This is a genomic window from Rothia nasimurium, from assembly GCF_049068285.1.
Taxonomy (GTDB): domain Bacteria; phylum Actinomycetota; class Actinomycetes; order Actinomycetales; family Micrococcaceae; genus Rothia; species Rothia nasimurium_I.
Window position 1 is genome coordinate 61,238 of record NZ_JBLKPV010000011.1, and the last position, 13,692, is coordinate 74,929.

The 13,692-nt window shown below is 60.9% G+C and carries 11 protein-coding genes; 5 read left to right on the top strand and 6 right to left on the bottom strand.

Going from position 1 to position 13,692, the window contains the following annotated elements; translation table 11 throughout:
* Positions 1 to 122: 122 nt before the first annotated feature.
* Both ACMXX3_RS09995 and dinB read right to left on the bottom strand, forming a co-directional pair.
* Positions 123 to 527, bottom strand: a complete 405-nt coding sequence (locus ACMXX3_RS09995) for a DUF3040 domain-containing protein (protein WP_421084561.1) — start codon at positions 525 to 527, stop codon at positions 123 to 125.
* A gap of 155 nt (positions 528 to 682) precedes the next feature.
* Positions 683 to 1,954, bottom strand: a complete 1,272-nt coding sequence (gene dinB / locus ACMXX3_RS10000) for a DNA polymerase IV (RefSeq protein WP_421084562.1) — start codon at positions 1,952 to 1,954, stop codon at positions 683 to 685.
* 132 nt (positions 1,955 to 2,086) lie between these two features.
* Here dinB and ACMXX3_RS10005 point away from each other — a divergent pair, with 132 nt between their 5' ends.
* Complete coding sequence (locus ACMXX3_RS10005; protein ID WP_421084563.1) at positions 2,087 to 3,193, top strand: polyprenyl synthetase family protein; 1,107 nt, start codon at positions 2,087 to 2,089, stop codon at positions 3,191 to 3,193.
* Positions 3,194 to 3,258: 65 nt separating this feature from the next.
* On the opposite strand, the gene ACMXX3_RS10010 is transcribed toward ACMXX3_RS10005, so the two are convergent.
* Positions 3,259 to 3,600: an Rv2175c family DNA-binding protein gene (locus tag ACMXX3_RS10010; protein ID WP_237188690.1), complete on the bottom strand. Its 342-nt coding sequence runs from the start codon at positions 3,598 to 3,600 to the stop codon at positions 3,259 to 3,261.
* Positions 3,601 to 3,758: 158 nt separating this feature from the next.
* Here ACMXX3_RS10010 and ACMXX3_RS10015 point away from each other — a divergent pair, with 158 nt between their 5' ends.
* Positions 3,759 to 5,156: a protein kinase domain-containing protein gene (locus tag ACMXX3_RS10015; RefSeq protein ID WP_421084564.1), complete on the top strand. Its 1,398-nt coding sequence runs from the start codon at positions 3,759 to 3,761 to the stop codon at positions 5,154 to 5,156.
* A 131-nt stretch (positions 5,157 to 5,287) separates the two neighbouring features.
* On the opposite strand, the gene ACMXX3_RS10020 is transcribed toward ACMXX3_RS10015, so the two are convergent.
* Positions 5,288 to 6,649, bottom strand: a complete 1,362-nt coding sequence (locus tag ACMXX3_RS10020; RefSeq protein ID WP_421084565.1) for a class II 3-deoxy-7-phosphoheptulonate synthase — start codon at positions 6,647 to 6,649, stop codon at positions 5,288 to 5,290.
* A 154-nt stretch (positions 6,650 to 6,803) separates the two neighbouring features.
* The gene (locus ACMXX3_RS10025) at positions 6,804 to 7,547 is read right to left on the bottom strand and encodes a lysophospholipid acyltransferase family protein (protein WP_421084566.1); all 744 of its coding nucleotides are present in this window, start codon (positions 7,545 to 7,547) and stop codon (positions 6,804 to 6,806) included.
* A gap of 172 nt (positions 7,548 to 7,719) precedes the next feature.
* Between ACMXX3_RS10025 and ACMXX3_RS10030 the strand changes: the two genes are divergently transcribed.
* Positions 7,720 to 9,780 (top strand): AMP-dependent synthetase/ligase, encoded by a 2,061-nt coding sequence (locus ACMXX3_RS10030; RefSeq protein WP_421084567.1) that lies wholly within the window; start codon positions 7,720 to 7,722, stop codon positions 9,778 to 9,780.
* A gap of 69 nt (positions 9,781 to 9,849) precedes the next feature.
* Here the strand turns inward: ACMXX3_RS10030 and ACMXX3_RS10035 are convergent, their stop codons facing one another.
* Positions 9,850 to 11,256 (bottom strand): mycothione reductase, encoded by a 1,407-nt coding sequence (locus ACMXX3_RS10035; protein WP_421084568.1) that lies wholly within the window; start codon positions 11,254 to 11,256, stop codon positions 9,850 to 9,852.
* 204 nt (positions 11,257 to 11,460) lie between these two features.
* On the opposite strand from ACMXX3_RS10035, the gene efeU reads away from it, so the two are divergent.
* Entirely contained in the window at positions 11,461 to 12,387 is a 927-nt protein-coding gene (gene efeU, locus ACMXX3_RS10040; protein WP_421084569.1) for an iron uptake transporter permease EfeU, read from the top strand.
* 47 nt (positions 12,388 to 12,434) lie between these two features.
* Complete coding sequence (gene efeO, locus ACMXX3_RS10045; RefSeq protein ID WP_421084570.1) at positions 12,435 to 13,691, top strand: iron uptake system protein EfeO; 1,257 nt, start codon at positions 12,435 to 12,437, stop codon at positions 13,689 to 13,691.
* The last annotated feature ends 1 nt before the right edge of the window (position 13,692 follow it).

Sequence of the window (13,692 nt, forward strand, 5' to 3'; positions counted from 1 at the left end):
TCTAGGACTGGTCGTTCCTTCTCAGGCCTTTTCTTCCAGCAGAAACAAACACTGCCCAGCTAAAAGCCGGGCAGTGGTGAAAAGTGGAGGGTCTCGGTGAGCACCCCAGAGCAGGTTTTAGCCTAGGGGCGGGAGCCGCCTTGACGTTCATCCCATTTATCTTCGAGGTTACGCATAAAATTTGAGTATTTACCGGACTGGGCCTTTGAAGCCTTGGCGGTGGAGGACGCTCCGGCGGTGGCTTTGGCCCCCGCCTTGGGGGTGAGGGTGGCGAAGTAGATGCCACCGCAGGTAATCAGGAAGCCCAGGACGCCAACCACAATGAGCTTGGTTGAGACACCGGCGATCAGGACGCCCAGACCCAGCACGGCAATCAGCGCCCCGATGACGAGGTTTCGGGCAGAAGCCTTGGGGGCAAGGTCGAGGGCGGGCTGGGCCCCGGTCATGGTCGAGCTAAAGGCCGGGTCTTCGTTGAGCTGTTTTTCAAGCTGGGCCAGTAGTGCTTGTTCCTGCTCTGATAGCGCCATGGGTGTCTCCTAGTACTGGGGGCAAGAGCGGCAATGTTCTTGCTCTCGTGCGGTGGGGCTATGCTTGCCCTGGCACCTACCCTCCTATCTTACATTTTTCAGGTGGCCGCTTCACCCGAACGTTTCGATTTTTGCGTCGATACCTCATACAGCCCCTAGCGGGATTTACCGGGCCGCTGACCTTCTGAATGGATTGGTTCAGAAAGCAGCCGGGCCGGCAGTAGGCCAGATGCCCCGAATTTCTGCTGGATGGTATCCATGGCCCGCTCCGCCCCGCCCCACCGCTGACGCTGGTCAGCACTGCCAGGGTCTAAGTCTTCACCGAGCAGGGAGAGCTGGATGCCAACGTCCTCCCCCTCAAGCTTTTCAGCCCTTACCCCCACCAGCCGCAGGGGCCTAGGGACTGCTCCGCCACCGTCCATCACCCCTCTTTTCTTCAGCTGGGCCAGGGCCGCCTCGTACATCAGACGGCCTGAGGAGGTGGCTTCAGGCAGGGGGCAGGCCCGGGTGAGGGTTTCAAAGTCACCGTAGCGCACCTTGAGGCTCAGGGAGCGGGTCTGACGGCCAGCAGCCCGCAAACGCCGCCCCACCTGCAGGCACAGGGCATAGAGTTCAGCAGAAATAACCTGGGGATCGCTTTGGTCCTGGGCGAAGGTATGTTCAGCCCCGATGGATTTTTCACTCCGCTCGGTCACAACCTCTCGGCGGTCAATCCCCCGGGCCATTTCATAGAGGTGGAGGCCAGCTGCCTGGCCAAAACGGCCCTGCAACCAGCCCAGCTCATACTCCCGCAGCTGGGCGACCTGGTGGATCCCTAAGCCCTCCAGCTGACCTGCAGTTTTAGCCCCCACACCCCAGAGCTTTCCGATGGGCAAAGGATCAAGAAACTCCTGGACGCGGTGGGGCGGCACCACCCACAAACCATTGGGCTTAGAACCGGTGGAGGCCATCTTAGCCACAAATTTGGTGGGGGCGATTCCGGCCGATGAGGGCAGGTGCAGGTCAGCGGCAATCCTCTCGCGCAGCCCCTGAGCAATGAGTACGGGATCCCCCTGATGCTTCACCGCCCCCGTCAAATCAACAAAGGCCTCATCCACACTCACCTGCTCCACCCGGTCGGTCACCTCCCGCAGAAGGGCCATGATTGCAGCTGAGTACTCGCGATAGGAGGCAGAGGGCTCCACCAGTACAGCCCCGGGGCAGATTTGCTGGGCCCGGGTCAGGGGCATGGCAGAGCGCACCCCGTACTGCCTGGCCTCATAGGAGGCAGAGAGGACGACCGACCTCGGGGAATTTCGGGCCACAATAATTTTCTGCCCCCTCAACTGGGGCTGGCTCAGCAGTTCGACATTGACAAAGAAGGCGTCCATGTCAAGGTGCATGATGATGCGCCCCCGAGCCGACTCAGAACTTGCCACCTGACGCACAGCGCCCTCCTTTCGCCATCCCACCCAGCATAATCGAAAATATGTTCTAATTTAGTTTAGGGCAGAAACCGGCCAAGCACCACACTTTTCAACTACACTAAAGAACACCAGGTCACCCCACTCAAGGAAGCCATGAACTCCGCATCCTCCCCCACAGCCGACGAAACCTCTCGTTACCTCGCTGCCCTTGAAACAGAGATGGGTAGCTTCTTCGCCACCCAACGAGAGATCATGGCCCATGTCTCTACAGAAACCCTGCCCCTGATTGACTCCATTGAAGCCCTCTCCACCGGAGGAAAGCGCCTGCGAGCGCTACTGGCCTACTGGGGCTACCGCGGCGCGGGTGGGGCTGAGTTGGCTGAATCCATCGTCAAGGCCGGGCTGGCCATTGAGCTCTTCCAGACGGCAGCCCTCATTCACGACGATATTATTGACGCTTCAGATACCCGCCGGGGGGCCCCGTCCGTCCACCGCAGGTTTGAAGCCATGCACACCGACCGGGCCTACAAAACCGACCCGGCTACCTTCGGTATCTCCAGCGCGATTCTTGCCGGGGACCTCTGCCTCTCCTGGTCTGAGATGGTCTTTTCCTCCATCCCTGAGCTGACCGCTACCAGTGAGGCCCGCTTTATCTTTGACCTGATGCGCACCGAAGTGATGGCCGGGCAGTACCTAGATATTGTGGGTGAAGTGGTGCCCGAGGAAGAACCCCAGGTTGCCCTGGAACGGGCCCTGAATGTGATCCGCTACAAGTCAGCTAAGTATTCCTGCGAGCACCCCGTTGCCCTAGGCGGTGCCCTGGGCCTAGGTCTGCAGCATGGCCATCCGTCGGAGCTGGTTGCCGGCTACCGGGCCTTTGCCCTGCCCCTGGGTGAGGGCTTCCAGCTGCGGGACGACGTCCTGGGGGTCTTCGGGGAACCAGAAACCACCGGCAAGCCTGCTGGCGATGACTTACGCGAGGGCAAGCGGACCGTCCTGACCGCCTTCACCGCCATGAAAACTGATGAGCCCGCCCGGGCCCACCTTGAGGCGTCCCTAGGTAAGCCCGACCTCGATGCGGCAACCATTGCTCAGATCCAGCAGCTCATGCGAACCAGCGGGGCCCTCGATGAGGTTGAAGTCCTAATCGCCCACAAGAGTGAGCAGGCCCTGGAGGCCCTCGCTGCTCTGCCTATTGCCCCGGAGGTTGGTGCTGCCCTGCACGCCATTGCCCTCAAGGCCTTACACCGCAGCCACTAAACCCACCTTGCCCCCACAAAAATAACCCCGCCCAGGATGAACCGGGCGGGGTCTAAAAATTTGGGTTACCAGGCCAGGGCTGAGGCGCGGCGGCGGATCTCGGTCTTACGGCCGTCAATCAGGGCGTCAATGGGGCGGCCGGGCAAAGAATCGTCAGCAGTGTACAGCCAGACGATGGATTCTTCAGCGGTAAAGCCCGCATCGGTCAGGACGCTGATGGTCCCCTTGAGGGGCTCAAGCACGCGGTCTTCTCGCATGAAAAGGGCCGGAACCTTCCGGACGCCGGTTTCCGGGTCGCGCAGGGCCAGGAGGGTGCCGTCTGCTAGCAGGTTGTGGACTCGGGTTACTTTGAGGTCGAGGGCTTCAGCGATATCGGGGATGGTGAGCCAATCGCCGACCAGGTCCATTACTTCTTGAGTGGTTTTTTCTTCAGTCACCCCTCTATTGTGCCCTAGAACCTGGCCTGGGAGAACTAGCAACCGCAGAGTTTTATGGTGGGGGGTGTCTCCTGCTTTCTCTTTCTCTGAGGGAACTCCCAGGGCTTTGCCCCTACAATAGTGGGGAGATGAGTGAACAGAGAACCGCCCCCACCTCGTGGCTGACCGGCCACGCTTTTGCTGACCGCTACGCCTTAGGTGCCCCCATTGCTCGAGGAGGCATGGCTGAAGTTTTCCATGCTGTTGATTTGTGGTCGAACAACCCGGTGGCGGTGAAGGTTCTGCTCCCCCACCTGGCCCATGATCCGGCCCAGCAGCAGAAGTTCTTCCGGGAGGGTAATGCCCTGCAGAAGATTAGACACACCAACGTCGTGGGTGTGGTGGCCTCCGGCAGTGAGGTCGTGCGGGGTCAGGAGGTCATGTACCTGGTTCTGGAGTATGTTCACGGCTGCACCCTGCACCAGCTACTCAAACTTCGGCCGGTCTTGTCGGTGGCTGAGATGCTGGAGGTGATGGTGCCCATCGTCGAGGGCCTCTCAGAGGTTCACGCCCACCGGTTAGTTCACCGGGACTTCAAGCCCGCTAACGTCCTGCTAGACGGGGCTGCCTGCACCATCAAGCTGTCAGATTTTGGGTTGACCCGCAGGGCTGACCAGGACGGCACCGGCGAGCTGATGGGGACCCCCGCCTACGTTGCCCCGGAAATTCTTGACCCTCGGGCTGCCCCCGGCCCGGCCGCTGACGTTTTTGCCGTTGGCGTGACCATGTACCGGATGCTGACCGGCCGGATGCCCTTTGACGGGCTAGAGAGCGACCAGCAGGTGCTCTACCACAACACCAACACCGATATCCCCTCCGTGACAGCCCTCCTGCCGGGGGTCAGCCCCGATATTGCCGGAATCATCAGCTGGTGTACCCGCCGGAACCCGGCTGACCGGCCCCAGGACGCCACTGAACTCTACCGGGCCTTAGCTGATTCCCAGGAGAAACTCACCCGGGCTGAGAAGGCCTACCGGGCTGAAGCTGCCGACCACCCGGTAACTACCCTGTGGGATGATGTCGCAGAAATTGCTGAACGATCCGGCCGCACCAGGGTGCTCAGCTCCACCCCGATTTCAGCCCACGGCCAGGCAGAAGACCTCATTGATGAAACCACAGACTGGCCCCTGACCACAGACCACGAGAAGGCTGCCCAGTTAGCTGCCGATGAACCGGCTGATATCTACGAGCCCACCGATATATCAGTGGGCCCGCAACCAGCCGATGATGCAGGCTATGACAGTATCAGCGGCGCCTACCGGAACCCCCGACCCGGCTACCAGCGGCAGGGGGACCAGGCCTCCCCGGCAGCTTCTGCAGGCACCTATTCGGCCCAGCCCCCCGCCTCACTCGATCCCCGCCGGACTCCCGAGCCCTGGCGTCCTGCCCCTTCTGTGGCCCTGTTGGTCGCCTATGCGGTGCTCTTTCTCCTAGGTTTTGTTGCTGCCAGTTTCCTGGGCTGGTGGCTGGCAACCTTCTTGATCTAAGCCCCTCCAGCCTCACCCACAAAATTCGCGGCGGGGGCGTCCTTGAGAAGTTTTCAAGGACGCCCCCGCCGCGTTTGAGTGCTACCGGTCAGCTAGTTGGGATGTCAGTCTGGCTGAGCCTCTCCACCCGGTTAGCGGCGGGCCAAGTACTCAGCGACCTGGAAGGCAATTTCCAGGGACTGCTGGTGGTTCAGGCGAGGATCGCAGAGGGTCTCGTAGCGGTCTGCAAAAGCTGCCTCTTCAATGGGGTCAGAGCCACCCAGGCACTCGGCAACGTCATCGCCGGTCATTTCAACGTGGATACCACCGGGGAAGGTACCCAGGGCCTCGTGGACCTCAAAGAAGCCGTTGACTTCGTCCACAACGTCGTCGAAACGGCGGGTCTTGTAACCGGAGGGTACGGAAATGGTATTGCCGTGCATGGGGTCGGTCACCCAAACAACCTTGGCGCCTTCCTTCTGCACACCCTCAACGATGGCAGGCAGGTTTTCCCGGATTTTGCCTGCCCCCATGCGGGTGATGAAGGTCAGACGGCCCGGCTCGCGGTTGGGGTCCAGCTTATCGATCAGGGCCATAGCGTCATCTGCGGTGGTGGTGGGGCCCAGCTTGACGCCGATGGGGTTGCGGACCTTGGAGAGGAAGTTGACGTGGGCGTCCTCCAGGCCGCGGGTGCGCTCACCGATCCAGAGGAAGTGGGCGGAGGTGTCGTAGGGCAGGTGGGTGCGGGAGTCAATGCGGGTCATGGCACGTTCGAAATCCAGCAGCAGGGCCTCGTGGCCGGTGTAGACGTCGGTGGTCTTCAGGGGGCCGAAGTCGGTGCCGCAGGCTTCCATGAACTTAATGGCGCGGTCAATTTCACCGGCGATAGCCTCGTAGCGGGCGTGGGCTGGGTTGGAGGTGAAGCCCTTGTTCCAGGAGTGGACGGAGCGCAAATCAGCAAAGCCGCCCTTGGTGAAGGCCCGGATCAGGTTCAGGGTGGAGGCGCTGGTGTGGTAGCCCTGCAACATGCGGTTGGGGTCGTGGACGCGGGATTCGGCGGTGAAGTCGAAGCCGTTGACCATTTCACCGCGGAAGGAGGGCAGGGTAACGTCGCCGCGGGTCTCGTCGTTCGATGAGCGGGGCTTGGAGAACTGACCTGCCATGCGGCCCATTTTAACCACGGGCATGGAGGCACCGTAGGTCAAAACGACGGCCATCTGCAGCAGGGTACGCACGCGGCCTGAAATCTTGTCAGCGGTAGCACCGGCAAAGGTTTCAGCGCAGTCACCGCCCTGGAGCAGGAAGGCCTCACCGTTAGCGACGCGGGCCAGGTCTGCCCGCATCTGATCAACCTCACCGGCAAAGACGAGCGGGGGAACGGCGGACAGCTCAGTCATGACGGAGGTAAAGTCGGGGTGCTCAGCCCATTGGGGGTGCTGGTCGATGGTGAGTGAGCGCCACTCGTCGAGTTCGGGGAAGTCGTTGGGGGTGGGGACGGGGCCGGGGTTGGTCACGGCGAACTCCTTCGGTTGGTGGCGCTGGGGCCGGTGAATGGAAGCTTATATATAAAAGTAGAGGGGGGCCGGGAGGTCACCAAGATGAGTTCACATGGTGACATAGTGTGTTGCTTGATGACGGTGACAACCAGCTCTCAGCGGACCACCTGGCTTATTTCTGGTTCTTTGCTGCCAGCAGCCGGTCGGTAGCTTCAGAGGCTGGGATACTCTCAGCTGCCATCAGCTTTTTGACGTCGGCAGCATAGACCGGGGTGATAGGACGGCCGGTCATCTCACTGATCCGGTTCATGACAAGGTCAGCCAGTTCCCGCTGGGCGGCATGGGTATCGGCCCTCCCCTGGAAGGGGGTGGTGTCGATGGGTTCGCCGATAATGGTACGGATGTGGATGGCCCGGCCGTCCTTCCGCAAGCGCAGGCGGTTAGAGCCGGGGACCTGGACGTCCTCATTGCCAAGCTGGGCAACCGGCAGGATCGGCACCCCGGCCTCAAGAGCCAGGCGGGCCACCCCCACCTTGGCTCGGTAGAGGCGGGTGTCAGGGCTGCGGGTTCCCTCCGGATAAATACCCACCAGCTTGCCCTCGCGCAGGGCATTAACAGCAACAGCGAGGGAGGCAGCAGACTTAGCCCCGCCTGAGCGGTCCATCGGCAACTGGCCGACGGAGGTAAAAAACCACTTCATCAAGCGGCCCTTAACCCCGGGGGTGGTGAAATAGTCCGACTTTGCCAGGAAGAAGACCTGCCGGGGCGCTGCCAGCGGCAGGAAGATGGAGTCAATGAAGGAAACGTGGTTGGACGCCAAAATAGCCCCGCTGTTGGCAGGGATATGGTGGGCACCCTCCACCTGGTGGTGATAGGCCTTCTGCAAGAAGGGCTTGAGCAGGGTGCGCAGTTGCATATACATGGCTGGTCTCCGCGACGGTAAAGTGTGTTTCCTGCATTCCATTGTAAACCTGCCCTGGATCTGCTCAGAACCGTGTTACACCGCGCTTACTCTGTTAGAAAGCCGGTAAACTTTCAGATAAGCGCCCCTGCCCACCTCCGGCTGGGCCCCAGTAGAAGAAGGCACAGTGAAAGAAATCCACTCCCCTCAGATTGTTACCGTTGATCCCTCAACCAATATCACTGACATGGTTGAACGTCGCGCCCAAGATAGCCGCAAGCCCGTTGCCTACCGGGTGCAGAAGTCAACCGGTAACTGGGTCAACATCACCACGGTTCAGTTCCGTGACCAGGTCATCGAGCTGGCTAAGGGCTTGATTGCAGCCGGTATTGGCCAAGGTGATGTGGTCGGCATTATGAGCCGCACCCGCTACGAGTGGACCTTGATCGACTTCGCGATCTGGTACGCGGGCGCAATTTCAGTTCCGGTCTACGAGACTTCCTCCCCCGCCCAGGCCGCCTGGGCCCTCTCCCATTCCGGGGCCAAGGCTATCTTCGTGGAGAACGCCAAACTTGAAGCCGTCATCGCTGAAGCCCGCACCCTTGAAGACCCCGAGCTTGACCTCTCAGCCCTCAAGGACGTCTGGGTAATTGAGGATTCTGCCCTGCCCGCCCTGGTCTACCGCGGCACCGACGTCCCTGACCAAACGGTAGAAGAGCACCGCTCAGCAGCCGGCCTTGAAGATATCGCAACCATCGTTTACACCTCCGGTACCACCGGCCGCCCCAAGGCCTGCCCCATTACCCACGGCAACTTCGTCCGCCTGACCGCCAACACCAAGCTGACCATCCCCGAAATTGCCAATGAAACCAACTCAACCCTGCTCTTCCTCCCCCTGGCCCACGTCCTGGGCCGCCTGATTCAGGTTCTGGCCTATGACTGCGGCCTGGTCGTTGGCCACGCCCCCGACATCAAAAACCTCTCAACCGACCTGGCCTCCTTCCAGCCCACCATGCTCCTGGTTGTCCCCCGGGTCTTTGAAAAGGTCTATGAGGGGGCCATGAAGAAGGCAGAGAAGGGCGGTAAGGTCAATGCTGCCCTCTTCAAGCGCTCCATTGATATTGCCCTTGCATGGTCTAAGGCTAAAATTGCCGGCGATGTCCCCGCCAAGCTGGCCCTGCAGCATAAGCTCTACGACAAGCTGGTCTACTCCAAGCTGCGCGCTGCTATGGGTGGCAAGGTCAAGTTCGCTGTCTCCGGCGGTAGCCGCCTGGCCCCCCACTACGGCCACTTCTACCACGCCGTTGGTATTCAGGTCGTTGAGGGCTACGGCCTGACCGAAACCACCGCCCCCCTGTCCGTGGGGCGAATCCGCAACTTCGATATCGGAAACGTCGGCTCCCTGATTCCCGGCGGTTCAGCCCGTATCGCTGAGGACGGCGAACTCGAGTTCAAGGGCGTCGGCCTAATTTCTGGCTACCTGGATAACCCCGAAGAGAACGCAGCCGCCTTCACCGAGGACGGCTGGTTCCGCACCGGTGACCTCGCCCGCATTGACGACGACGGCAAGATTTACATCACCGGCCGCAAGAAGGAAATCATTGTGACCGCCGGTGGCAAGAACGTCATGCCGGTTCCCGCCGAAGACCGCCTGCGCCAGGCCCCCATGGTCTCCCAGGCCATGCTGGTGGGCGACGAAAAACCCTTCATCTCAGCCCTCATCACCCTGGACCCGGACGTCCTACCCGACGAACTCGAACGGATCGGCCTGCCCCGCACCCTGACCACCAAGGAAGCCTCAACCCACCCGGGCGTCCGTGCCGCCATTCAAAAGTTCATCGACGAGGCCAATGCCTTTGTGTCTAAGGCAGAGTCCATCCGGGAATTCCGTATTGTCGATAAGGACTTCACCGAGGCTGAAGGCCACCTCACCCCCTCTATGAAGGTGCGTCGCAAGCAGGTTCTGGCGGACTTCAACTCCTATGTGGAGGACATCTACGGCCGGGCCAAGACCACCGTCACCGAAACCGCAGCCCAGACTGCTGAGCGGGTCCAGGAGCTACGCGCTGAGCAGAGCGAAAAGTGGGAAGAGTTCAAGGCCGTGCAGGCTGAGAAGCTGCACGAGTTCACCGAGTCCCAGGCTGAAAAGCTCCATGAGCTAGCCGACAAGCTGCACCTGCCCAGCAAGGACGATTCCGCCCCAGCTGATGCAGATAAAAAGCAGGAAGGCGACGAAAAGGCCCTCTAAACCTAGCTGTTAACTGAAGAATCCCCGAGCCGTATGTGGCTCGGGGATTCTCTCTATTCTGTCTGGAGTTTAGTCGATCTCTAGGCCCAGCAGGGCGTTTTCTACGACCTCGGTGAGGGCCGGGTGGATCCAGTACTGGCCGCGGGCCATATCGCGAGCGCTCAGCCCGAAACTCATGGCCTGAATGAGGGGCTGAATCAGGTTGGCTGATTCTTCCCCGATCAGGTGGGCTCCCAGTAATTCTCCGGTGTCCTTGCGGGCAATGAGCTTGCAGATACCTTCGGTATCGTCCATGGCCCAGCCGTAGGCGACATCGCCAAATTTCTGTTCCTTGACGGTGATTTCAAAACCTTCTGCCTCAGCCCGGGTGAGGGCCTCGGCTTCGGTCAGGCCGACGGTGGCAATCTGGGGGTGGGTGAAGACGGCAGCCGGGACGTAGCGGTGATCTGTGGAGCGCAGCTGGTCGGGGTGGATGAGGTTCCACTGGACGGTGCGCATTTCTGCGTTCGCTACATGCTTGAGTTGGAAGGGTGAGCTCACATCGCCCAGGGCCCAGATTCCCTTGACGGGTTGGCCACCTGAGAGCACCCGCTGGTGTTCGTCGACCTGCACCAGGCCCCGGTCATCAACATCGAAGTAGGTAGCGGCGGATAGGGTGTCTGAGTTAGGGGTGCGGCCGGTGGCAACTAGCACGGCGTCAGTTCCAACCTGAACCGCGCCGTCCGGCCCCTCAAAGTTTACGAGGGCGGTGCCGTCGGCACCTTCTTCAACTCCGGTGAAGCGGTGGCCGGTTAGCAGGGTCCACTGGCGGGCAGCTTCGCGGGTGAAAGTCTCAGAGATGGTGGCGTCGTGGGTGCGGAGCAGCTTCTGCCCCCGAATGACCTGGGTGACCTGAGCGCCCAAGCCGTTGAAGACGTGGGCGAATTCGGCGGCAATGAAGCCGCCACCTATGACCACGACCCTCTGGGGGAAGGACTGCAGGCGCATGATGGTATCTGAGGTGTGGACCTGGGGCAGGTCAAGGCCCGGAACGTCCGGCAGGGTTACCCGGGAGCCGGTCGCCAGGACGATCTGGTCGGCTGTCAGCTGGATGCCGGAGTCGGTGGTGAGGGTCTTGGGGCCGGTGAAGCGGGCGTATTCTTCGTAGACGTCGACGTTCTCAAGGGACTTGCGCCAGGCAAGCCCACCCTCGCTAATGGCATCGATTCGCCCAAAGATCCGGTCCCTAATGGCGGGCCAGTCAGTGCCCTGGTGGTCCAGGCTGACGCCCAGGCGGCTCCCCTCCTTTGCTCGGGCAACGGTTGAGGCCGGGTAGACGTACATCTTGGTGGGGATACACCCTACGTTGAGGCAGGTGCCGCCGAAGCGGCCGCCGTCAATGATGGCGATTTTCTTGCCCTCGAAGTCTTCGTTGGGCAGGGAATTGCCGGAGCCTGAGCCAAGAATGATGAGGTCGTAGGTGCGAAGTTCAGCCACGGTGTGCCTTTCGTCGGGTGCAGGTCCCCCTCGAGTTGGGGTGCGGTATCGACTATAACCCGGGACCAGGGCCCTTTATTCCGTTTCTATGAAGAAAAAGTCAGGATGAACCTTTGGCGGTTCCCCCTGGGCGGTCGTATATTTAAGAAAGATTTTTTTAACCTAACTATGTGGTTAGGTTTACCTATCCTGAAAGGACCGCTGATGTTCCTGGCTACCTTCCTCATCGGCCTGCGCGAAGGGCTCGAAGCTGCCTTGGTCATCGGAATCCTCCTTGCCTTCGTGACAAAAGTCGGCCGAGCCGACGCCCGCCCCAAGATCTGGTGGGGCGTCGCCCTTGCCACCACCGTCTCCCTCATCGCCGGAGCTGCCCTGACTTTCGGCCGCTACGGCCTGAGCTTCGAGGGCCAAGAACTACTCGGCGGGGGCCTATCCCTCCTAGCCGTTGCTATGGTCACCTCAATGGTTTTTTGGATGGCTAAAATCGGCCCCACCCTCAAACAGGAATTGGAAACCTCTGCCCGGGCAGCCCTTGCCGCAGGCAGCGGCTGGGCCCTCTTCTGGCTGGCGGCTGTGACCGTCGGCCGGGAGGGCCTTGAGACAACCCTCATGCTCTGGGCCTGGTCCACAGCCCCTCTGGCCCTCGCTGGAGCCCTCATCGGCATTATCCTCGCCGTAGCCCTCGGAATAGCCATCAATCGGGGCATGATGCGTTTTAACCTCAGCTACTTCTTCACCGCCACCGGGGCCCTGCTCATCGTCATGAGCGCTGGCATTTTAGCCTACGGTATCCATGACCTCCAAGAGGCCCGTTTCCTGCCCGGCCCCTTCTCAGGGGCCCCCATCACCCCCACTAATTTCAGGACGGGCGAAGTCCTGGTTGGATTCACCACCACCCCCTTCTGGGGGGCCTCCTTCCCCTTCGGCTGGGCCTTCGACCTCCAAGACCAGATTGACCCCGCCGGGGCCCTGGCCGCCGTCCTCAAGGGAACCATCGGTTTCACCCCCCTCATGTCCTGGCTAGAGCTACTGGCCTGGGCCCTCTACCTTGCCCTCGTTTTTCCCCTCTGGGTCAAGCGCCTGCGCCGTCCTGGGCTAGAGCCTACCCCGGCCCAGCCCAGCGTCCAGTAAACCGCTAGCCCCCTCCCCTCCCCCAACCAGCCCCAGAAAGGCCCACCATGAAAACACACCGCCCTGCCCTCAGCGCTCTCACCATCGCCAGCCTGGCTTTGACCCTGACAGCCTGCGTCGATAAGCAGGCCCAGCAGTCTACCGGGCAGGCAATTACCGTCTCCTCCACCACCTCAGACTGCGCTGTTTCAACCAACACCACCACCTCCGGCACCAGCACCTTCAACATCAAAAACGATGGGGAAAAGACCACCGAGTTCTACCTCCTCGGCTCAGACGGCCTCCGCATTGTCTCTGAAAAAGAAAACATCGCCCCCGGCCAAACTGTTGATCTGACCGTCTCCCTGCAGCCGGGCGACTACTACACCGCCTGTAAGCCCGGTATGCGGGGCGAAAACGTTGGCACCGCAGCCTTCACCGTCACCGGCGATCCCGTTGAGCTGACCGGCGAACAAAAAGAACTCTATGAGCAGGCTGTTGCCAACTACGTTAATTTCGCCAAGAACGAGGTCGGCGAGCTGCTCCCCGCCGTCGAGGCCTTTGCCACGGCCTACATGAAGGGGGAAGACGACACAGCCCGGGAACTCTACGCTTCCACCCGCGTCCACTACGAACGTATTGAACCAATCGCTGAAGCCCTGGGCATCCTTGACCCCCGCATTGACTACCGCGAAATCGACTACCTGGCAGAAGCAGAGCTGCTGGCCCAGGACGACCCCACCTTCACCGAATGGCTCGGCTTCCACCGCATCGAAAAGGACCTCTGGGTACCGGCAGCCGATAAGCTCCAGCCCGACGGCAGCTCAGCCCACGACGGCTGGCAGCCCTCCAGCGAGGAAGACCGCCAGCGGATTGGCCAAACCCTCATCGATGATGTCCAGGCCCTCTACGATGAGATCCACTCCTCCAGCTTTATTGAAGACCAGCAACTCAATATCACCTCAGTCTCCAACGGCGCAGCTGCCCTGCTAGAAGAGATTGCCGTCGGCAAAGTCACCGGTGAGGAAAACTGGTGGAGCCACTACGACCTGTGGGACTTCCAGGCCAACCTTGAAGGCTCCCGAATTGCCTTCGACCTGGTAGCCCCGATCGCTTCTGCTGCGTCCGATGATAACGCCCAGCTGGTAGAGACTATCGACAAGGCCTTCAATGACCTGCAGGCTGAGCTAGATACCTACGGCTCCTACGAGGAAGGTTTCACCCTCTACAACGACGTGAGCGAGGAACAGCGCAAAGAACTCACAGCTAAGCTCGACGCCGTCAGGGAGCCCCTCTCCCAGCTCACTGCAGCCCTCGTCGACTAAC

Coding starts and splice junctions, on each gene's coding strand:
- ACMXX3_RS10005 (WP_421084563.1), top strand. CDS start 2,087: ATGAACTCCGCATCCTCCCCCACAGCCGACGAAACCTCTCGTTACCTC.
- ACMXX3_RS10025 (WP_421084566.1), bottom strand. CDS start 7,547: ATGCAACTGCGCACCCTGCTCAAGCCCTTCTTGCAGAAGGCCTATCAC.
- ACMXX3_RS10010 (WP_237188690.1), bottom strand. CDS start 3,600: ATGGACCTGGTCGGCGATTGGCTCACCATCCCCGATATCGCTGAAGCC.
- efeO (WP_421084570.1), top strand. CDS start 12,435: ATGAAAACACACCGCCCTGCCCTCAGCGCTCTCACCATCGCCAGCCTG.
- ACMXX3_RS09995 (WP_421084561.1), bottom strand. CDS start 527: ATGGCGCTATCAGAGCAGGAACAAGCACTACTGGCCCAGCTTGAAAAA.
- ACMXX3_RS10015 (WP_421084564.1), top strand. CDS start 3,759: ATGAGTGAACAGAGAACCGCCCCCACCTCGTGGCTGACCGGCCACGCT.
- efeU (WP_421084569.1), top strand. CDS start 11,461: ATGTTCCTGGCTACCTTCCTCATCGGCCTGCGCGAAGGGCTCGAAGCT.